At 69.4% G+C, this 14,422-nt stretch carries 16 protein-coding genes; 4 read left to right on the forward strand and 12 right to left on the reverse strand.

Going from position 1 to position 14,422, the window contains the following annotated elements:
- Positions 1-7 precede the first annotated feature (7 nt).
- Both NMQ11_RS01580 and NMQ11_RS01585 read right to left on the reverse strand, forming a co-directional pair.
- On the reverse strand, positions 8-598 hold the full coding sequence (locus tag NMQ11_RS01580; RefSeq protein WP_255169635.1) for an AsnC family transcriptional regulator: 591 nt from the start codon (positions 596-598) through the stop codon (positions 8-10).
- A 45-nt stretch (positions 599-643) separates the two neighbouring features.
- Positions 644-1,213 carry a peroxidase-related enzyme gene (locus tag NMQ11_RS01585; protein ID WP_255169636.1) on the reverse strand — a complete coding sequence of 190 codons (570 nt, stop codon included), beginning with the start codon at positions 1,211-1,213 and terminating at the stop codon, positions 644-646.
- A gap of 114 nt (positions 1,214-1,327) precedes the next feature.
- Between NMQ11_RS01585 and NMQ11_RS01590 the strand changes: the two genes are divergently transcribed.
- On the forward strand, positions 1,328-1,813 hold the full coding sequence (locus NMQ11_RS01590; RefSeq protein WP_255169637.1) for a metal-dependent hydrolase: 486 nt from the start codon (positions 1,328-1,330) through the stop codon (positions 1,811-1,813).
- Positions 1,814-1,834: 21 nt separating this feature from the next.
- Here NMQ11_RS01590 and NMQ11_RS01595 read toward each other — a convergent pair whose 3' ends face one another.
- Entirely contained in the window at positions 1,835-2,713 is an 879-nt protein-coding gene (locus tag NMQ11_RS01595) for a COX15/CtaA family protein (RefSeq protein WP_255169638.1), read from the reverse strand.
- 145 nt (positions 2,714-2,858) lie between these two features.
- Here NMQ11_RS01595 and NMQ11_RS01600 point away from each other — a divergent pair, with 145 nt between their 5' ends.
- Positions 2,859-3,971, forward strand: coding sequence for a M24 family metallopeptidase (locus NMQ11_RS01600; protein ID WP_255169639.1), 1,113 nt, complete (start codon positions 2,859-2,861; stop codon positions 3,969-3,971).
- A 110-nt stretch (positions 3,972-4,081) separates the two neighbouring features.
- On the opposite strand, the gene NMQ11_RS01605 is transcribed toward NMQ11_RS01600, so the two are convergent.
- From NMQ11_RS01605 to NMQ11_RS01615, 3 genes are all read right to left on the reverse strand, one after another.
- Positions 4,082-4,675, reverse strand: a complete 594-nt coding sequence (locus NMQ11_RS01605) for a helix-turn-helix domain-containing protein (protein WP_255169640.1) — start codon at positions 4,673-4,675, stop codon at positions 4,082-4,084.
- A gap of 48 nt (positions 4,676-4,723) precedes the next feature.
- The gene (locus NMQ11_RS01610) at positions 4,724-5,806 is read right to left on the reverse strand and encodes a glutamate--cysteine ligase (protein WP_255169641.1); all 1,083 of its coding nucleotides are present in this window, start codon (positions 5,804-5,806) and stop codon (positions 4,724-4,726) included.
- A 133-nt stretch (positions 5,807-5,939) separates the two neighbouring features.
- A complete protein-coding gene (locus tag NMQ11_RS01615) occupies positions 5,940-6,389 on the reverse strand; it encodes a CBS domain-containing protein (RefSeq protein WP_255169642.1) in 450 nt (149 codons plus the stop codon).
- A 98-nt stretch (positions 6,390-6,487) separates the two neighbouring features.
- Here NMQ11_RS01615 and NMQ11_RS01620 point away from each other — a divergent pair, with 98 nt between their 5' ends.
- Positions 6,488-8,194, forward strand: a complete 1,707-nt coding sequence (locus NMQ11_RS01620; protein ID WP_255169643.1) for an NAD(+)/NADH kinase — start codon at positions 6,488-6,490, stop codon at positions 8,192-8,194.
- Between the two features lie 58 nt (positions 8,195-8,252).
- Here the strand turns inward: NMQ11_RS01620 and NMQ11_RS01625 are convergent, their stop codons facing one another.
- The 4 genes from NMQ11_RS01625 to NMQ11_RS01640 form a co-directional block, all read right to left on the reverse strand.
- On the reverse strand, positions 8,253-8,783 hold the full coding sequence (locus NMQ11_RS01625) for a hypothetical protein (protein WP_255169644.1): 531 nt from the start codon (positions 8,781-8,783) through the stop codon (positions 8,253-8,255).
- A gap of 85 nt (positions 8,784-8,868) precedes the next feature.
- Positions 8,869-9,504: a fibrillarin-like rRNA/tRNA 2'-O-methyltransferase gene (locus tag NMQ11_RS01630; RefSeq protein WP_255169645.1), complete on the reverse strand. Its 636-nt coding sequence runs from the start codon at positions 9,502-9,504 to the stop codon at positions 8,869-8,871.
- Entirely contained in the window at positions 9,497-10,366 is an 870-nt protein-coding gene (locus NMQ11_RS01635) for an NOP5/NOP56 family protein (protein ID WP_255169646.1), read from the reverse strand. The genes NMQ11_RS01630 and NMQ11_RS01635 overlap by 8 nt, the downstream gene beginning before the upstream one ends.
- A 98-nt stretch (positions 10,367-10,464) precedes the next feature.
- The gene (locus NMQ11_RS01640; RefSeq protein WP_255169647.1) at positions 10,465-10,851 is read right to left on the reverse strand and encodes a hypothetical protein; all 387 of its coding nucleotides are present in this window, start codon (positions 10,849-10,851) and stop codon (positions 10,465-10,467) included.
- A 96-nt stretch (positions 10,852-10,947) separates the two neighbouring features.
- Here NMQ11_RS01640 and NMQ11_RS01645 point away from each other — a divergent pair, with 96 nt between their 5' ends.
- The gene (locus NMQ11_RS01645) at positions 10,948-11,703 is read left to right on the forward strand and encodes a sugar phosphate isomerase/epimerase family protein (protein ID WP_255169648.1); all 756 of its coding nucleotides are present in this window, start codon (positions 10,948-10,950) and stop codon (positions 11,701-11,703) included.
- A gap of 63 nt (positions 11,704-11,766) precedes the next feature.
- Here NMQ11_RS01645 and NMQ11_RS01650 read toward each other — a convergent pair whose 3' ends face one another.
- Together NMQ11_RS01650 and NMQ11_RS01655 are read right to left on the reverse strand one after the other, a co-directional pair.
- Complete coding sequence (locus tag NMQ11_RS01650; RefSeq protein WP_255169649.1) at positions 11,767-13,116, reverse strand: metallophosphoesterase; 1,350 nt, start codon at positions 13,114-13,116, stop codon at positions 11,767-11,769.
- A gap of 111 nt (positions 13,117-13,227) precedes the next feature.
- Positions 13,228-14,355: a DUF63 family protein gene (locus NMQ11_RS01655; protein WP_255169650.1), complete on the reverse strand. Its 1,128-nt coding sequence runs from the start codon at positions 14,353-14,355 to the stop codon at positions 13,228-13,230.
- Between the last annotated feature and the right edge of the window lie 67 nt (positions 14,356-14,422).

Genomic DNA, 14,422 nt, shown 5'->3' on the forward strand with positions numbered 1-14,422 from the left:
GGTCCGCTCAGGCGGAGTCGGCGAACCGGTCGTACCGGTCCTCGAACGTCGACCGGCAGGTCGGACAGCAGAAGTGGTACAGCTCGCCGTCGATCCGGCTCGAGACGCCGTCGGCGCCCACGGTGTTGTCGCACTCGGCACACGAGAGCGCGAGGTCGGGCGAACCGACCGTCGGCGTCCACGATCGGTCGGCGAGCAGGTGGACCCGGTAGCGCCGGAGCCACTCGAGGTCGACTGCCTCGGCCAGCAGCCGTTTCGCCCGCCCCTGCTGGACGGTCGCGACGGCGAGCACCCTCTCGTCGGCGGTCTCGAAGACGTGTTCGACCGACTCGGCCGCCGCCAGCCGGTCGGCGGTGCGGTCGCCGGCGCCCGGACGACACTCGAGGTCGAGCAACACGTCGGTACCGCCGGTGATCGAGGCGTGATCGACGTCGGCGGTGAACCCCCGGACGACGCCGAGGTCGACGAGGCGGTCGATCCGGTCGGAAACCGTGGGCGCGGAGACGTCGACCCGGTCGGCGATCTCGCTGTACGGCCGCCTGGCGTCTTCGACGAGCAGGTGGAGGATCTCGAGGTCCGTCTCGTCCAGCGTTCGCATACCGCGTGGTTGGTCCGGAGTGGGTTTAGCCTTCCTGATCCCCGGTTAGCGCCCGAGGGTGTGGAACTCCTCGTTGGGCCGCATGTCGGCCAGCTGGGCCATCCGGTTCGAGAGGTTGAAAAACGCCGCCACGGAGCCGACGTCCCAGATCGCTCGCCGGCTGAAGCCGTGCTCCTCGAGTCGCGCCAGGTCGGCCTCCTCGACTTCCGCCTGGGACTCGGTGAGCTTCACGGCAAGGTCGAGCATCGCGCGGTGGCGCTCGTCGACGTCGGCGTTGCGGTAGTTGGCCACGAGCTGGTCCGCGAGCAGCGGGTCGTCGCCGTAGAGCCGCACGAGCGCGCCGTGGGCGACGTTGCAGTAGTAGCAGTCGTTCGCGCCGCTGACGGCGACGATGATCATCTCGATCTCCCGGCGGGTGAGTTCGGTGTCCTCGATCAGCGCGTCGTAGTAGCCGAAGAACGCCCGGAAGTGCGAGGGGCGGTAGGCGTACGCCAGGAACACGTTCGGCGTGAACCCGGCGCGTTCGGTTTCCTCGTCGATACGCTCTCTGAGGTCTTCGGGGAGCGACTCCTCCTCTGGCACCGGAAACCGCGTCATCGGATCGACGTCCGTCATGGGGGCGACAACGGCTCCGAGGACGATAACGTTCCGGCCGCCGGTCGGCGTCTGACGATTTCTCCACGCGATCGGCGGTGGATTTATGCTCCGGTGGTTCCTCGCGTGGAGCAGATGTACCAGCTCGGCCACTACGGCGCGGCCCTCCTCGCGTACGCGCCTCTCGGTGGCGCCGTCGCGCTTGCGGGCTACGAACCCGCCGCGGTCATCGGGGCGCTCGTCTGCGTCTCCCTGTCGACGCTTCCCGACTGCGACCACCGGCTGCCGATGATCGAACACCGCGGGCCGACGCACACCCTCCTGTTCGCCGTCCTCGTCGGGGCTGGTCTCGCCGCCGCGGCGGCGATGCTCGTCGGCTCCGCCTCGCCGATCGACGTCGGCGTCGTCGGGTTCGCCTTCCTCGTCGGCACGCTGTCGATCGGGTCGCACCTGGCGGCCGATGCGCTCACGCCGATGGGAATCCGCCCGTTCTGGCCGCTGTCGCGCCGACGGTACACGCTGGCGCTGACTCGAGCCGCGAACCCGATCGCGAACTACGTCCTGTTCGCACTCGGCGTCGTCGCGTTCGTCACCGTCGCGGCGCTCGTCGTCGCACTCTGAGGAAGGCTGCGCTCGACTCCGCTACGCGCTGGCGGAGCCGTTCGGCTCCACTCTCTCGCGAACGAGCCAGATTCCGGCGACGAACGCGGCGAACAGCGCCCCCGCCGTCGCGACGTAGACGAGATCGAGGACCGGCGAGAGCGTCATCACGGCCCGCCGGCCGAGAAAGAGGACGAGCATCGCGAGGGCGGGGAGCGCGAGGAACAGCCCGGTCAGCAGCCGCTGGTCGAACCGGCGCCAGCCGACCATGGTGGCGGTGGTGACGGCCGCGAGCAACGCGAGGGTGATACCGTACTGGGCGGTCTGGATCGACGGCGAGTAGGTGGTGATGTCGGTGATGAACAGCGGGCTGAACGCGACGTGCAGCGGCACCATCACCGCTCCGGTTCCGAGTGCGATCGTGACGTGTCTCGCCCGGAGTCGGGAGCGCCACACGATGACGGTCGCCACGACGAACAGCACGAAGATGAGGACGGCCGTCCAGAAGTGCAGCGAGAGGATCTCGAGTTCGTACTGGAGAACCGTCTCGCGGCCGAGGATCACCTGGATCGGCGTCAGGATCGTTCCGACGACGACCAGCCCCGTGACGCGGCGGTCGACGCTCGAGGCGAGCGCCGCGGCCGCGGCGGTACCGACGATCGCGAAGCCGGCGAACATCGCGACGAAGCGGTGGATCCACTCGTAGAAACTCGGCAGATTCGCCGGGAGCAGGTTGTACGGGCCGGCGTCACACTGGGGCCAGTTGGCCTCGCAGGCGAGTCCCGACCCCGTCGCTCGCGCGGCGACGCCGAGTAAGATCGTCGCCGCGACGAGAACGAGCGTCAGCGTCAGGAGGTGCCGGAAGTCGAACCGCCCGAGCAGCGTCGATGACGAATCGGAGGTGTAACTGTCGTACGACACGGGCCTTCAGCGGGGGTTGGGAGCGACCGTACTTATCTTGCCCGTGTTTCGATCCCGCCGCCGGGCGGTCGTCGCGGCGGCGACGCGTCCGTCGCAGCGGCGACGCGTCCGCCGGATTCAAGAACCCGCCACGCCAGCCTCGCACATGGAACAGGAGAAACTCGAGCGACTCGAGACCTACCTCGAGGCGACCGGCCTCGAGTCGGTCTGGTTCGCCCGTCCGAACGCGTTCGCGTGGCTCACCGGCGGGAGCAACGTCGTCGACCGCGAGACCGACGCCGGCGTCGCTGCCGTCGGCTACGACGGGGAGGATGTCACTGTACTCACCGACACGATCGAGGCGCCCCGCATCGCAGACGAAGAGCTCCCGGATCTCGAGGGCGCCGCCGTCGAGTCCTACCCGTGGTACGAGTCCTCGCTCGCCGAGGCGCTCGCCGACCGCGTCGACGCACCCGCCGCGGCCGACGTCGACGTCCCCGGCTTCGACCGCGTCGATCCGACACCGCTGCGCCAGCCCCTGACGGAAACCGACCGCGAGCGCTACCGCCAGCTCTCCCGACAGACCGCCGACGCCGTCGAGGCCGTCTGTCGCGAACTCCAGCCCGGCGACCGCGAGCACGAGGTCGCCTCGGCGCTGCTGGTGGCGCTCTCGGCCCGGAAAATCGAGGCGCCGGTGGTGCTCGTCGGCGGCGCCGAGCGCGCCCAGCGCCACCGCCACTACACGCCGACGGACGCCGAACTCGGCGAGTACGCGCTGGTGTCGGTGACGACCCAGCGCCGCGGACTCCACGCGAGCTGTAGCCGCACGGTCGCCTTCGATCCGCCCGCCTGGCTCGAGGAACGAACCGGGTACGCCGCCCGCGTCGAGACGACGGCGCTGGCGGCGACCCGCGAGGCGGCCGCCAGCGGGGGGACGGCCGGCGACGTCTTCGGGGAGATTCAGAACGCCTACGACGCGGTCGGCTTCGACGGCGAGTGGGAACGCCACCACCAGGGCGGCGCCGCCGGGTTCTCGGGACGGGAGTGGATCGCGACGCCGGATCACGAGGCGTCCGTCGAAGCGCCGATGGCCTACGCCTGGAACCCGACGATCCAGGGCGCCAAGAGCGAGGATACGGTCCTCGTCGACGACGGTGGCGAGGGGAGCGAGGCGTTCGACATTCTCACGGAAACCGGCGACTGGCCGACGGAGACGGTCCGCGCCGTCGGCTCCGACCTCGAACTCGAGCGCCCGGCGGTGCTCTCCCTCGAGTCGTAGCCAGCGCTCTCCGGTCGGGCGATTCGAACGCGAACGCGTCGCTCGAGTCGGTCCCGAACGCGGTCGGTGAAAAACGATCGCGAGCCCGTGGCTCGGACGAGGAACGAGTGTTACGCCGACCCGTCGTCCGCGTCGCCCAGGTCGTCGTCCAGGTCGTCCTCGAGTTCGTCCGCGGGGTCGCCCCCCGGAACGACGTCTGCCTCGTCGGGGTCGTCGTCGCCGTCGACGGTGATCGTGACCGGTTCGACGCCGTCGCCGAACTCGTCCTCGCCGTCGCGTTCGAACAGCCGGTCGAGCGTGAAGATCGTGTTGAGTTCGTGCTGGACCTGGTCGACGACGCCGCCGACGAGCTCGCTCGGCTGGATCGCCGTGTACTCGTAGGGGTTGTTCCCGGCGCCCTCGCTCGCGCGCTTCTCGCGGGACACCCGTTCCTCGTCGTGAAGCTCCGCGAGGGCCTCCCGGACGGTGCTCGGGTAGAGCCCCGTTCCCTGGGCGACCTCCTCGGACGTGCTGCCAGGGTGGGCGAGCAGGTGAACGTAAATCTTCGCGCGGGTCTCCGTGTCGAGAATCCACGACAGGAGATCGACGATCCGCTGGTCGACTTCGTCGACTGCGGCACCCGCCACCCCGTCCTGTCCCTCCGGGTCGGTCCGCCTCGAGCCGTCGTCGGTTACTGGATGCTCGTCAGTGTCGTCCGAAGCCATGTGCTCTCGTGTGAGAGGATGATTCGTGCGATGTTAAACCTTTGTGGCTCACTCGACGGCGAGTAACAGCGACTCACAGAGGGGCTCTTCCCCGCGCTCCTCGAGCAGTCGGCGCTGGCGGCTCGCGCCGCTCTCGCGGTCGTACACCTCCCGAATGCCGTCGATCCCCAGCCGCTCGCACTCGCGGTCGACGAGCTCGCCCAGATCGACGGTGCCCTCGAGATCCCGGGCGATGAACGTGGCGTCGTGACCGTGGCGGATCGCCCGCCACTTGTTCTCGTCGAGCAGCTCCCGGCGGTGCTGGTAGCCGAGCGCGCCGTCCTCGTACTCCTCGGCCAGGGCCATCACGAGCGCGTGGGTGTACTCGACGAACGCGAGGACGACATCGGGATCGGCCTGGCCGTCCGGCGTGCGAACCTCGACCGTCCCGTGGCCCGTGTGCGGCCGGACGTCGTACCAGAGCTCGCCGCGGTCGTTGATCGCCTCGGACTCGAGCATCCGCCGTTCGAAGGTGTCGAACGCCTCGTAGTCCTCGAAGCAGGTCGGCATCCCGGTGTTCGGCAGCGCCTCGAAGATCTTCGCGCGGGCCGACTGGAGGCCGGTGTCGAAGCCGTTCCAGAACGGCGAGTTCGCCGACAGCGCCAGCATGATCGGGACGTACCACCGCAGTTCGTTGGCGATCCAGACCGCCTTGTCGGCGTCGTCGACGCCGACGTGGACGTGGACGCCCGCCGTCGTGTTCCGGTGTTGGGGGTACTGGATGCGATCGAGCTGCGAGCGGTACCGGGGCTTTTCGGCGTGCTCGAGTTCGCGCCACTTCGCCAGCGGGTGAAGCCCCGCGGCGGCGACCCGAAAGCCGTGGGCTTCGGCGTGGTCGACGAGCGCCTCGCGCACCTCGAGCAGCGCCTCGCGGGCGTCTCCGGGGCGTTCGATCAGCGGGGTCTGGGTCTCGATGACGCACTTGAACAGCTCGTGATCGAGTCGCCCCTCCAGGATCGCCGGCGGCTCGTGGTCGTAGACGAGTTCGTCGGTCCCGCTCGTGGGTCGGCCGCGCTCGTCGACGACGAAGCACTCCTCTTCGATTCCCAGCGTCCCCAACCGCGTGAACGAATCCGGCGACCCGCGTTCCATCGATCACTGATTTTCCCTCCGACGGTAAATACGGTTTGGAGTCGGCAGGCGAACGAGCGGAACTGACACGCCAGACGGTAACGCGCCCGCCATCACCAGCGACGGGTCTCCACGGGAGAGACGCCCGCGGTGGCTACTCGTACAGGTCGGTCGCGAGGCGTTCGTACGCCGGCGAGGCGGTTCGGATCGCGTTCCCGACGTGCTGGAGCTCCATCCCGAGGAGGACGACCACGTCGCTCAGCGAGACGATCCCGACGAGCGAGCCGTCGTCGTCGACGACCGGGATGCGCTGTGAGCCGGTCCGCGAGAGCTCCTCGACGACCTCGTAGATCCCGGTGTCGGCGGTGACGGTGACCAGATCGTCCGCGAGCAGCTCCGCCACCGCCTGCGACTCGGGAGCGGGGTCGTCGGTCAGCAGCACCATCGCGAGGTCGCGGTCGGTGACGATCCCGAGGGGCTCGCCGTCCTCGGCGACGACGGCGCTCCCGACGCTCTCGGCTCGCATGGTCTCGACGACCTCGGAAAGCGGCGACTCGGGGGCGACGGTGACCACGCGCGTCCGTGCGATGTCGATGACGGGCATACCCCCGGTACGACCTCGAGGCCCTTGAGTTCGCCCGCCCCTCGCGGACGCCCCGGAGTCCAAGCGGGTAAGTACACCGCCGGCCAACCGTCACACGAATGCACGGACGGCGGCTCGCGACGACGGACGAGATCATCGCCGTCGTCAGTCCCGACAGCGAGGACGCCCTCGAGCGCCTCGAGCGATGGACCGACGACCGGGAGCTACGGCTGGCCGTCGTCGACGTCGGCCGGGACATCAGCGACGTCTACACCGAGGACCGGCCGACCCTCGGCGTCACCATCGGCGGCGACGGCACGTTCCTCGAGGGGATCAAGACGTTCGCCCCGCGGGGGATCCCGCTGCTGGGCGTGAACACCGGCACGCTGTCGTTTCTGGCCCGGGTCGAGCCCGACGAACTCGAGGACGCGCTCGAGGAGGCCCTCCGCGGGCGGGCGGTCGTCGACAGCCGCCAGCAGCTCCACGTCAGCGCGCGCGGGGTCGACGCGACCGGGATCAACGACGTCACCCTCGAACACGTCCTGCCGGAGAACCCCGTCAACCGCAAGATCACCCGGCTGCACGTGTTCGCCAACGACGAGTACGTCGGCGAGTTCGAGGGCTCCGGGCTGGCGGTGTCGACGCCCACGGGGTCGACCGGCCTCTCACTGTCGGCGAACGGACCGGTCCACTATCCGGTGAACAACGAGTCCCTCCAGCTCGTCCCCCTCCACACCCACCAGCTCGGCGTGCGTCCGGTCGTGATGGCGCCGTCGACCGAACTGCGGATCGTCACCGGCGGGCGAGCGAGCCTGCTGGTCGACGGCGGTCGGGCGCACACGATCCTCCGCGAGAACGAGGAGGTGCTCGTGACCGGCGCCGACCGACACGCCCACATCGTCCGGACGAGCTACGACGACCACTTCTTCACCGCGATCACCAAGAAGCTCGGCTGGGACGTTCGCGGCGAGGACGACGCCGGTCCCGACGCGAGCGCCGCGCCGGCCCCGCTCTCGAGGAACGGCGCGGACGAAGGCGAGGACCTCGTCGAACGGGCCCGCGTCCTCGCCGAGGAGGTCGCCCAGAGCGCCGGCGAGCCGCTCCGAGAGCTCCACGGCCGCGTCGAGTCGATCACGGTCAAGACGGACAAGGCGGACATCGTCACCGAAGCCGACCACCAGGCGAACCGGATCATCACGACCGCCATCGCGAACGAGTTCCCCGACCACGGCATCTTCTCGGAGGAGGGTGGCCGAATCGAGGCCGACGGTCCCTACACCTGGGTGATCGACCCCCTCGACGGAACCGGAAACTTCGCTCACGGCAACCCCAACTACGCGGTGTCGGTCGCCCTCGTCGAGGAGCGGTACCCGGTCGTCGGCGTCGTCTACGTGCCCGAAACCGACGAACTGTTCAGCGCGGTCGCGGGCGGCGAGGCGACGGAGAACGAGACGCCGCTGTCGACGACCGACCGGGACCGCCTCGACGAGAGCATGCTCCTCTCGGGGTACGACCCCGACGGCTCCTTTCTCTCGAACTTCTACCAGGAGGCTCGCGGCGTCCGCCGGCTCGGTTCGGCGGCGCTCAACCTGTGTTACCTCGCCAGCGGCAGCGCGGACGCGGTCTGGGAGTACGACACCTACCCCTGGGACGTCGCCGCGGGGCTGGTGATCGCCCGTGCGGCCGGCGCGCGGATCACCAACGCCGCCGGCGAGCCGTTCACGTTCGACTTCGAAACCGGCAGCCGAAAGATGCTCCTGGGCTCGAACGGGCCGCTGCACCCGGCCCTGCTCGAGCACCTCGAGGCGGGCGTCGTCGACAGGTGAGCGCCCGTCGTGGGCGTCGCCGGCTGGCACTGCTCGAGCGCGCGGATAACCGGGTCCGTCACAGCACGTCGGATTCGATCGCCGAGAGGTACAGGAAGTACGCCAGGGCCGCCACGATCAGGGAGACCGCAAGGACGGTCACTCCGACGAACCCGTCGAGCGCCGCTCCGGGGTCGTTCCAGAGGTAGACTCCACCCTCGATCGCGAACGCGGTCAGCCCGCCGTAGAACAGCGCCAGGGCCGTCGCCCGAACCACGGCCACCCCGCCGCGGTCGCGGCTCTGGAACAGTTCGAGGACGAACAGGAGCGCGAAGATGAGGAGGTAGAACGGGCTCGGGATCGCCTGGCCGAGCGTCTGCGGGCCGGTCACCGCGACGTAGCCGTAGTACGCCAGCGCGAGCAGGACGCCCCCGACCAGCGTCAGCGAGAGCCCGTAGCCGCTGGCGTCGGTGACGGTCGCCGGGACGAAGCCGTCGCTCGAGTCGGTCCCGTCGGCGTCGGCTGTCGCGGTCCGTCCCCGATCGCTCGTCGAATCGGCTCGGACGTTCGAGTCCGACGGGGAACCGTCGGGGTCGTCGTCTCCGGACATACCCGTCCCTTCTCCGGCGTGCATTACAAGCGTTGGCACGGAAATAACGCGTTGACACGGAACTCGCGGTGTGCCCGGTCGCTCGCTACGACCGCGGTCGCGCGACGACCCCGAGGTGGTCGACGTGGTACTCGTCGAGCGGGCGGGACTCGAGCACTTCGTACCCGCTCTCGAGCTCCGCGCTGACGTCCTCGAAGACGTCCTCGGGGTTGTGGGTGACGTCCTCGCTGCGGGCTTTCACCGCGAGCAGCAGGCGGCCGTCGTCGGCGAGAAAGCGCCGGTTCTCGAGGGCGACCCTCGCCTGGCCGCGGGTGGCGACGTCCTGGACGACGACGTCGACGTCGGATTCGACGACGTGGGCGTACGTCTCGGGTTTCCGGGCGTCCTTGAGCAGCGGGAACAGCCGCGGGCGGGAGTCGGCCGCCGAGAGCAGGTCCCGCGCGGGACGGGGGGCGAACTCCACGGCGTACGTCGGCCCCGCGAAGTCAGCGACGTGACTCACGGTCGTCCCGCTGGCGGCACCCAGGTAGAGCACCGTCTCGCCGCCCTCGAGACCCGTCTCCATCCCCAGCTCGAGCATCGCGCCGAGTTTCGAGCGATGCGGGTCCCAGGCGCGCCAGGCTCCATCGGTAGGTTCGCCGTACACCGGCTCTCCCCGGGTCGCGAGCCGCTCTGCCCCGTCGATCTCGCGGCGCTCGACGCCGACGGGACGCTCACTCACCGCCGTCACCCCCCGACTCCGCGTCGGCCCGTGCCTGGATCGTCTCGAGGCGCTCTGTGAGTTCGGCCTCGAGTTCCGGTCGCACCTCGCCGGAGTAGTGGTCGACGCGGGCGGCGATCGCGAGCTTTCCGGCGACGGCGCGGGCGGCCGACCCCCGATCCTCGAGGCGGGTGCCCCGGACCCCCTCGTGGGTGTAGATGACCCCGTGTTTGGGCGACGGAGCGTGGCCCTCGAGGTGGGCGAACAGCGCGTCCTCGGCGCCCAGCACCTGAACGGTGCCGCTGGGCTGTTTGGCGAGGGGTTCGAGGCCGCCCGCCAGGGAGATGAGCCGCGCGGCGAGGACGGGACCGGCGAGGGCGGCGAGGTTCGGCGCCACGGCGGGCGTTCGGCGCTCGACGAACGCCCGCAGGTCGTCGGCTTCGTCCGCGAGACCCGCGACGCGTCCCGCGAGCGACCGAATCGACTCCCGTCCGGGTTCGGGCTCTCGAGCGGCCAGTTCGCGGGCGTAGTCGATGCCGGTTCCGGGGTCGTCGTCGACCGTGCCGGCCCACTCGGCGAGCCGTTCGGCGAGCTCGTTGGCCGTCCGCTGGCAGTCGTCCATCGCGCGAATCGCGTGGACCAGCTGGCGGTCGTCCGCGCGCTCTCGCTCCGCGACCGCGGCGCGGGTCGCAGCCGTCGCCGCCGCGCGGAGGGCGTCGTAGTAGTCGTCCTCGTCGTCGACGAAGCCGGCGGCGACGGCGAGTTCGGGCCACGCCCGCGGCTCCTCCGCAGCTCCCTCACGAACCCTGGTGGCGAGTTCGTCCGTCGCCGCGGCGTCGATGGGGGCGCCGTCGTCGACGAACCATCCCTCGGAGTCGGTCATACCGTCTCCTTTCGCCCCGCGGCGATTAAACGCCCCGCTCTGGGTCGGTTCCACGCGGGGATCGAACTCGTGGTCGACTCGAGAACGAAGGCGGCGACCTACGGCCCGAGCAGGAAGATGACCACGAGAAAGACGAGGACCGCGAGCACCAGCGACGCCTCGACCCAGGTGTTGTACGCCGGGTCGCCGAGCATCCGGAGCCAGTCGTCGAAGACGTCGTACAGCAGCGAGAGCCCGAACAGGACGAACGCGGCGACCGCGATCGCCAGCACCGCGCCGACCGGCTCCTCCTGGGGTACCTCGACGACGATGGTGAGCAGGACGGTCAGCAACACCAGGTACGCGATCCCGAGCGTCGTCAGCGAGACGAACTTGCGGTAGCTCCGTCGCATCGCGTCGACCCGCGGGACCAGCGACGTCAGAAAGTACGCGATCGTGGCGACGGTGAGCAGTGCGAGGACGAGGGACGTGTCGACGTCTACCATGCGAAACGCTGGTCACTGCGGTGACAATACGCTTTCCCCGCAGACCCGCCGTCGTCGGTCCCGAGAACTCATTACCCGCCGGCGGGTACGACCGGTATGGACATCGGCGTCACCGTCGGCGACTCGATCGAGCGACTCGAGGCGACGAGCGCCGACTTCGACTTCGCGGAGTTCGGCCTGAGCGAGGGGGTCGATCCCGCAACCGACGTCGACGGCAACCGCCTCGAGGCGGCCCTCGAGGAAACCGGGACGGACCTCTGCGTCCACCTCCCGTTCAAGCAGGTGGTCGTAACGCCGGTTCCCGAGATCAACGACGCCATCGTCGCCCACCAGACGCGGCTGCTCGAGTGGGCCGGCGGCGTCGGCGCCGAGAAGGCCGTTCTACACGGGACGGCGCGCAACCCACACGAGACGGACCTCCGTCCGGCGTTCGCCGAACAGGTGCGCGCGATCGACGAGGCCGGCGAGGCGGCCGGCGTCGAGGTCGTCCTCGAGAACGTCGGTCACCAGAAGCGCGGCTTTCCGCTCTCGGTGCTCGGCGACATCGCCCGCGACACGGGAACGGCGGTCTGTTTCGACGTCGGACACGCCTACATGGAGGATGGCGACGACGGCGTCGAGCGGTTCCTCCGGGGGTACGCCGACCTGATCTCGCACCTCCACGTCCACGACGCGCGCAGCCGCGGCGACACGCACATCCCGATCGGCGCCGGCGAGATCGACTATTCGATCCTCGAGGACCGGCTCGCGGGGTTCGACGGCACCGTCGCCGTCGAGGTGTTCACCGACGACGTCTCGCTGCTGACCGACACGGCCGGCCGCGTGGCCGACGCGCTCGGCGAGCCGTTCTGAAGACCGGGGACCGACGGCGCGGTGAACGCGCCGCTCGCCGGCTTCGCTCACTTCGCTCCGGCGTTACGCCCGATCCCGGTCGGCCGGCCGCGCCGACGCGTCGACAGCCGGCCCGTCGGCGACGACCGACCGGCCGGGGAGCTCCGGACTGGGCTCGCGGCCGAGCGTTAGCAGCCGCTCGGTGAGCGTGATCTCCTCCGCGCTGGGGCTTCGCTTCTCGATCTCCTCGTACTCGACTACCACGTCACCGGCCTCGGCGCCGATCCGGACGGCACAGAGCTGGTACGACGGGTAGTACACGGGCGGCAGTATCCCCGCGACGACCTCCCGGCGGTGGAGGCGCTTGAGCCACGTCCCGCTGTTGACGAGCAGCCGGCCGTCGACCTCCCGAAGCCCCGGGCGGTGGGTGTGTCCGTAACAGAACACCGCCGTCTCCGGACGGTCGGCGAACACCGCTCGAGCGGCCTCACGGTAGGGCTCCTCGGGGTCGACCGTGAGCTCCTCCTCGAGGAGACCGAATCGGTCGACCGTCGCTCGCAGGTCGCGGAAGACGAGGTAGACGGGGATTCCCGCCAGGAGGAGCACGCCGGCGATCGCGGCGGTGGCGACGAGGAGGAAGTGGACGGCCTCCCCGACCAGCCCCAGCCGGGCGAGCGCCGCGTCGACCGTCTCGACCGGCAGCGTCCAGACGCCGGCGACGTCCAGTCCGGCCAGGACCGCGACGACGACACAGAGGTTGAACAGCAACAGGAACGGTATCACGGCGTACCGCAGGAGGGGGTTCATCTCCCGGTAGAAGTACTTCGAGAGCAGCCAGTGGGGCACCCGGTCGGTCGGGGTAACCGCCTGGACGTCCTTCAGCCAGTTGTACCGACCCCGATCGGAGAGCTGGCCCGCCTTGCTCGTCACGTGGGTGTTGTAGTGGTAGCCGATCGGCGTCTCGTAGGGGTTGCCGAAGTCCTCGAACCGGTTGTTGGAGTCCTGCTGGTGACCGTGTTCGAAGTGGATCGTCCGGTTCCCGACCGGACGCGTGATCGACGACGACCGGACCAGGTCGACGTTGTACCGGGCCAGCCGCTCGCGGTACTCCTCGTAGGCCGCGAGTTCGTTGTCGTGGTTGCCCGGCAACAGCGTGATCGGGACGTTCTCGCCGGTCGCACGCAGCTGTGAAAACAGTTCGGGGTACCGCTCGATCAGGGCATCGAGCTTCGCCGGGCCGTCGACCGCGGTGAACTCCCACAGCCCGAACAGATCGCCGTTGACGATCAGCTCGGCGTTCTCGTCGGTCGTCTCGAGTCGCTCGAGGAAGGCGAGTAGCTCCTCGAGAAAGTCCACCTCGCCGAGTTGCTCGTCGCCGCCGATGTGGAGGTCGCTGATCACGTAGTAAACCGGCTCGCCGCCCTCGTCGGCCATAGGGTCAGGCGTTCGACTCGAGTACGTATAGTGCTGATCCAGCCGGGAGAGACTGTCACCAGTCGGGAGGGGTTTATGCCGGCGTTCGGGAAAGGGGGAGCGACTCGAGTCTCAGACGCCGAAGACCGCACGCAGCATGTCGCGGGTTCCGGGGCCGAGGCCGACGGCGACGACGGTGATCATCAGCAGCGTCGCGTAGCGCGGACTCTCATCGAACACCGTCTCGTCGAAGATCCAGATGACGACGACGGCGGCGACGATCTTGACGATCAGGAACGGCCACGCGACGCCGGTCACTTCGGCGATCGAGGCGGGGAGGATCGAGCCGGTGTAGTTCACGATCGCCTCGTTGATGGGGTGTTTCGGCGTGAGGTTGTAGCCTGGGCCCAGCCGGTAGGCCCAGTCGAGGCCGATCACGTTCGCGACGCCGTCGACGGCGTGCGCCCAGATGACGACTAGCCCCATGTACTCCGTCCCGCGGTTGATCTCCGGTGCGAACGCCTGGAGGGCGTACCAGGTGATCGCCGTGACGGCCGTCGCCCCGACGAGCGTGAGGACGAGGATCAGCCAGTGGAACTCCGCGAACGGCTCGGTTACGGCGAGGTAGCCGAGGTAGCCGACCGTGACCGCGAGCGCGGCCGTCCCGATCCCCGCCAGCGGGTACTCGTAGCCGCTGACGTAGCCGTTTCGCTCGAGCCAGACCGAGAGCAACAGCGCGAGGAGCGTTACGAGGAAGACGGTGACGTAGATGAAGGGGCTGATGAGCGCGGCCACGTACGGTAGCTGCATCACCATCTCGCCGGTTTCGCGCGCGCCGGCGACGTTCGCGTCCTCGACGACGCGGAGCGTGCCGCCGAACAACATGAACGGGAACAGCGCGTAGAAGCCGGCCCGGTAACGCTGGATGTCCAGCCGCCGGATGAGCAGGATGATTCCGACCAGCAGCAGGATCAGAATCGGGATGTAGCCCGCGTAGGAGACGAAGGTGTACCCCGGCGACGCCGTGGGACCGTCGCCCGCTCCGGCGTCGGCACAGGGGATCTCCGCGCCGCCGGCCCACGCGACACAGCCCAGCCCTCGCGCGTCGGCAACGACCGGTCCCCAGTAGTACTGCCAGATGAGATCGACGTACACCCGCTGGGGAAACGCCAGCGCGGCGAACGTGATCGCGAGCGCGACGATACCGGTGAGCGCGGCCCACGCACCCATCGGCCCGACGCGGTCGATGTACTCGTCCATACACGATATCCTGCGACGGCGACCGCTTACCGCTTCCGGTTTTCTGTACGAACCGAGACCCCCTCCC

This window comes from Natrononativus amylolyticus (assembly GCF_024362525.1).
Lineage (GTDB): Archaea > Halobacteriota > Halobacteria > Halobacteriales > Natrialbaceae > Natrononativus > Natrononativus amylolyticus.

Coding starts and splice junctions, on each gene's coding strand:
- NMQ11_RS01640 (WP_255169647.1), bottom strand. CDS start 10,851: ATGGTAGACGTCGACACGTCCCTCGTCCTCGCACTGCTCACCGTCGCC.
- NMQ11_RS01590 (WP_255169637.1), top strand. CDS start 1,328: ATGTACCAGCTCGGCCACTACGGCGCGGCCCTCCTCGCGTACGCGCCT.
- NMQ11_RS01585 (WP_255169636.1), bottom strand. CDS start 1,213: ATGACGGACGTCGATCCGATGACGCGGTTTCCGGTGCCAGAGGAGGAG.
- NMQ11_RS01580 (WP_255169635.1), bottom strand. CDS start 598: ATGCGAACGCTGGACGAGACGGACCTCGAGATCCTCCACCTGCTCGTC.
- NMQ11_RS01625 (WP_255169644.1), bottom strand. CDS start 8,783: ATGTCCGGAGACGACGACCCCGACGGTTCCCCGTCGGACTCGAACGTC.
- NMQ11_RS01615 (WP_255169642.1), bottom strand. CDS start 6,389: ATGCCCGTCATCGACATCGCACGGACGCGCGTGGTCACCGTCGCCCCC.
- NMQ11_RS01655 (WP_255169650.1), bottom strand. CDS start 14,355: ATGGACGAGTACATCGACCGCGTCGGGCCGATGGGTGCGTGGGCCGCG.
- NMQ11_RS01620 (WP_255169643.1), top strand. CDS start 6,488: ATGCACGGACGGCGGCTCGCGACGACGGACGAGATCATCGCCGTCGTC.
- NMQ11_RS01635 (WP_255169646.1), bottom strand. CDS start 10,366: ATGACCGACTCCGAGGGATGGTTCGTCGACGACGGCGCCCCCATCGAC.
- NMQ11_RS01650 (WP_255169649.1), bottom strand. CDS start 13,116: ATGGCCGACGAGGGCGGCGAGCCGGTTTACTACGTGATCAGCGACCTC.
- NMQ11_RS01600 (WP_255169639.1), top strand. CDS start 2,859: ATGGAACAGGAGAAACTCGAGCGACTCGAGACCTACCTCGAGGCGACC.
- NMQ11_RS01645 (WP_255169648.1), top strand. CDS start 10,948: ATGGACATCGGCGTCACCGTCGGCGACTCGATCGAGCGACTCGAGGCG.
- NMQ11_RS01605 (WP_255169640.1), bottom strand. CDS start 4,675: ATGGCTTCGGACGACACTGACGAGCATCCAGTAACCGACGACGGCTCG.
- NMQ11_RS01610 (WP_255169641.1), bottom strand. CDS start 5,806: ATGGAACGCGGGTCGCCGGATTCGTTCACGCGGTTGGGGACGCTGGGA.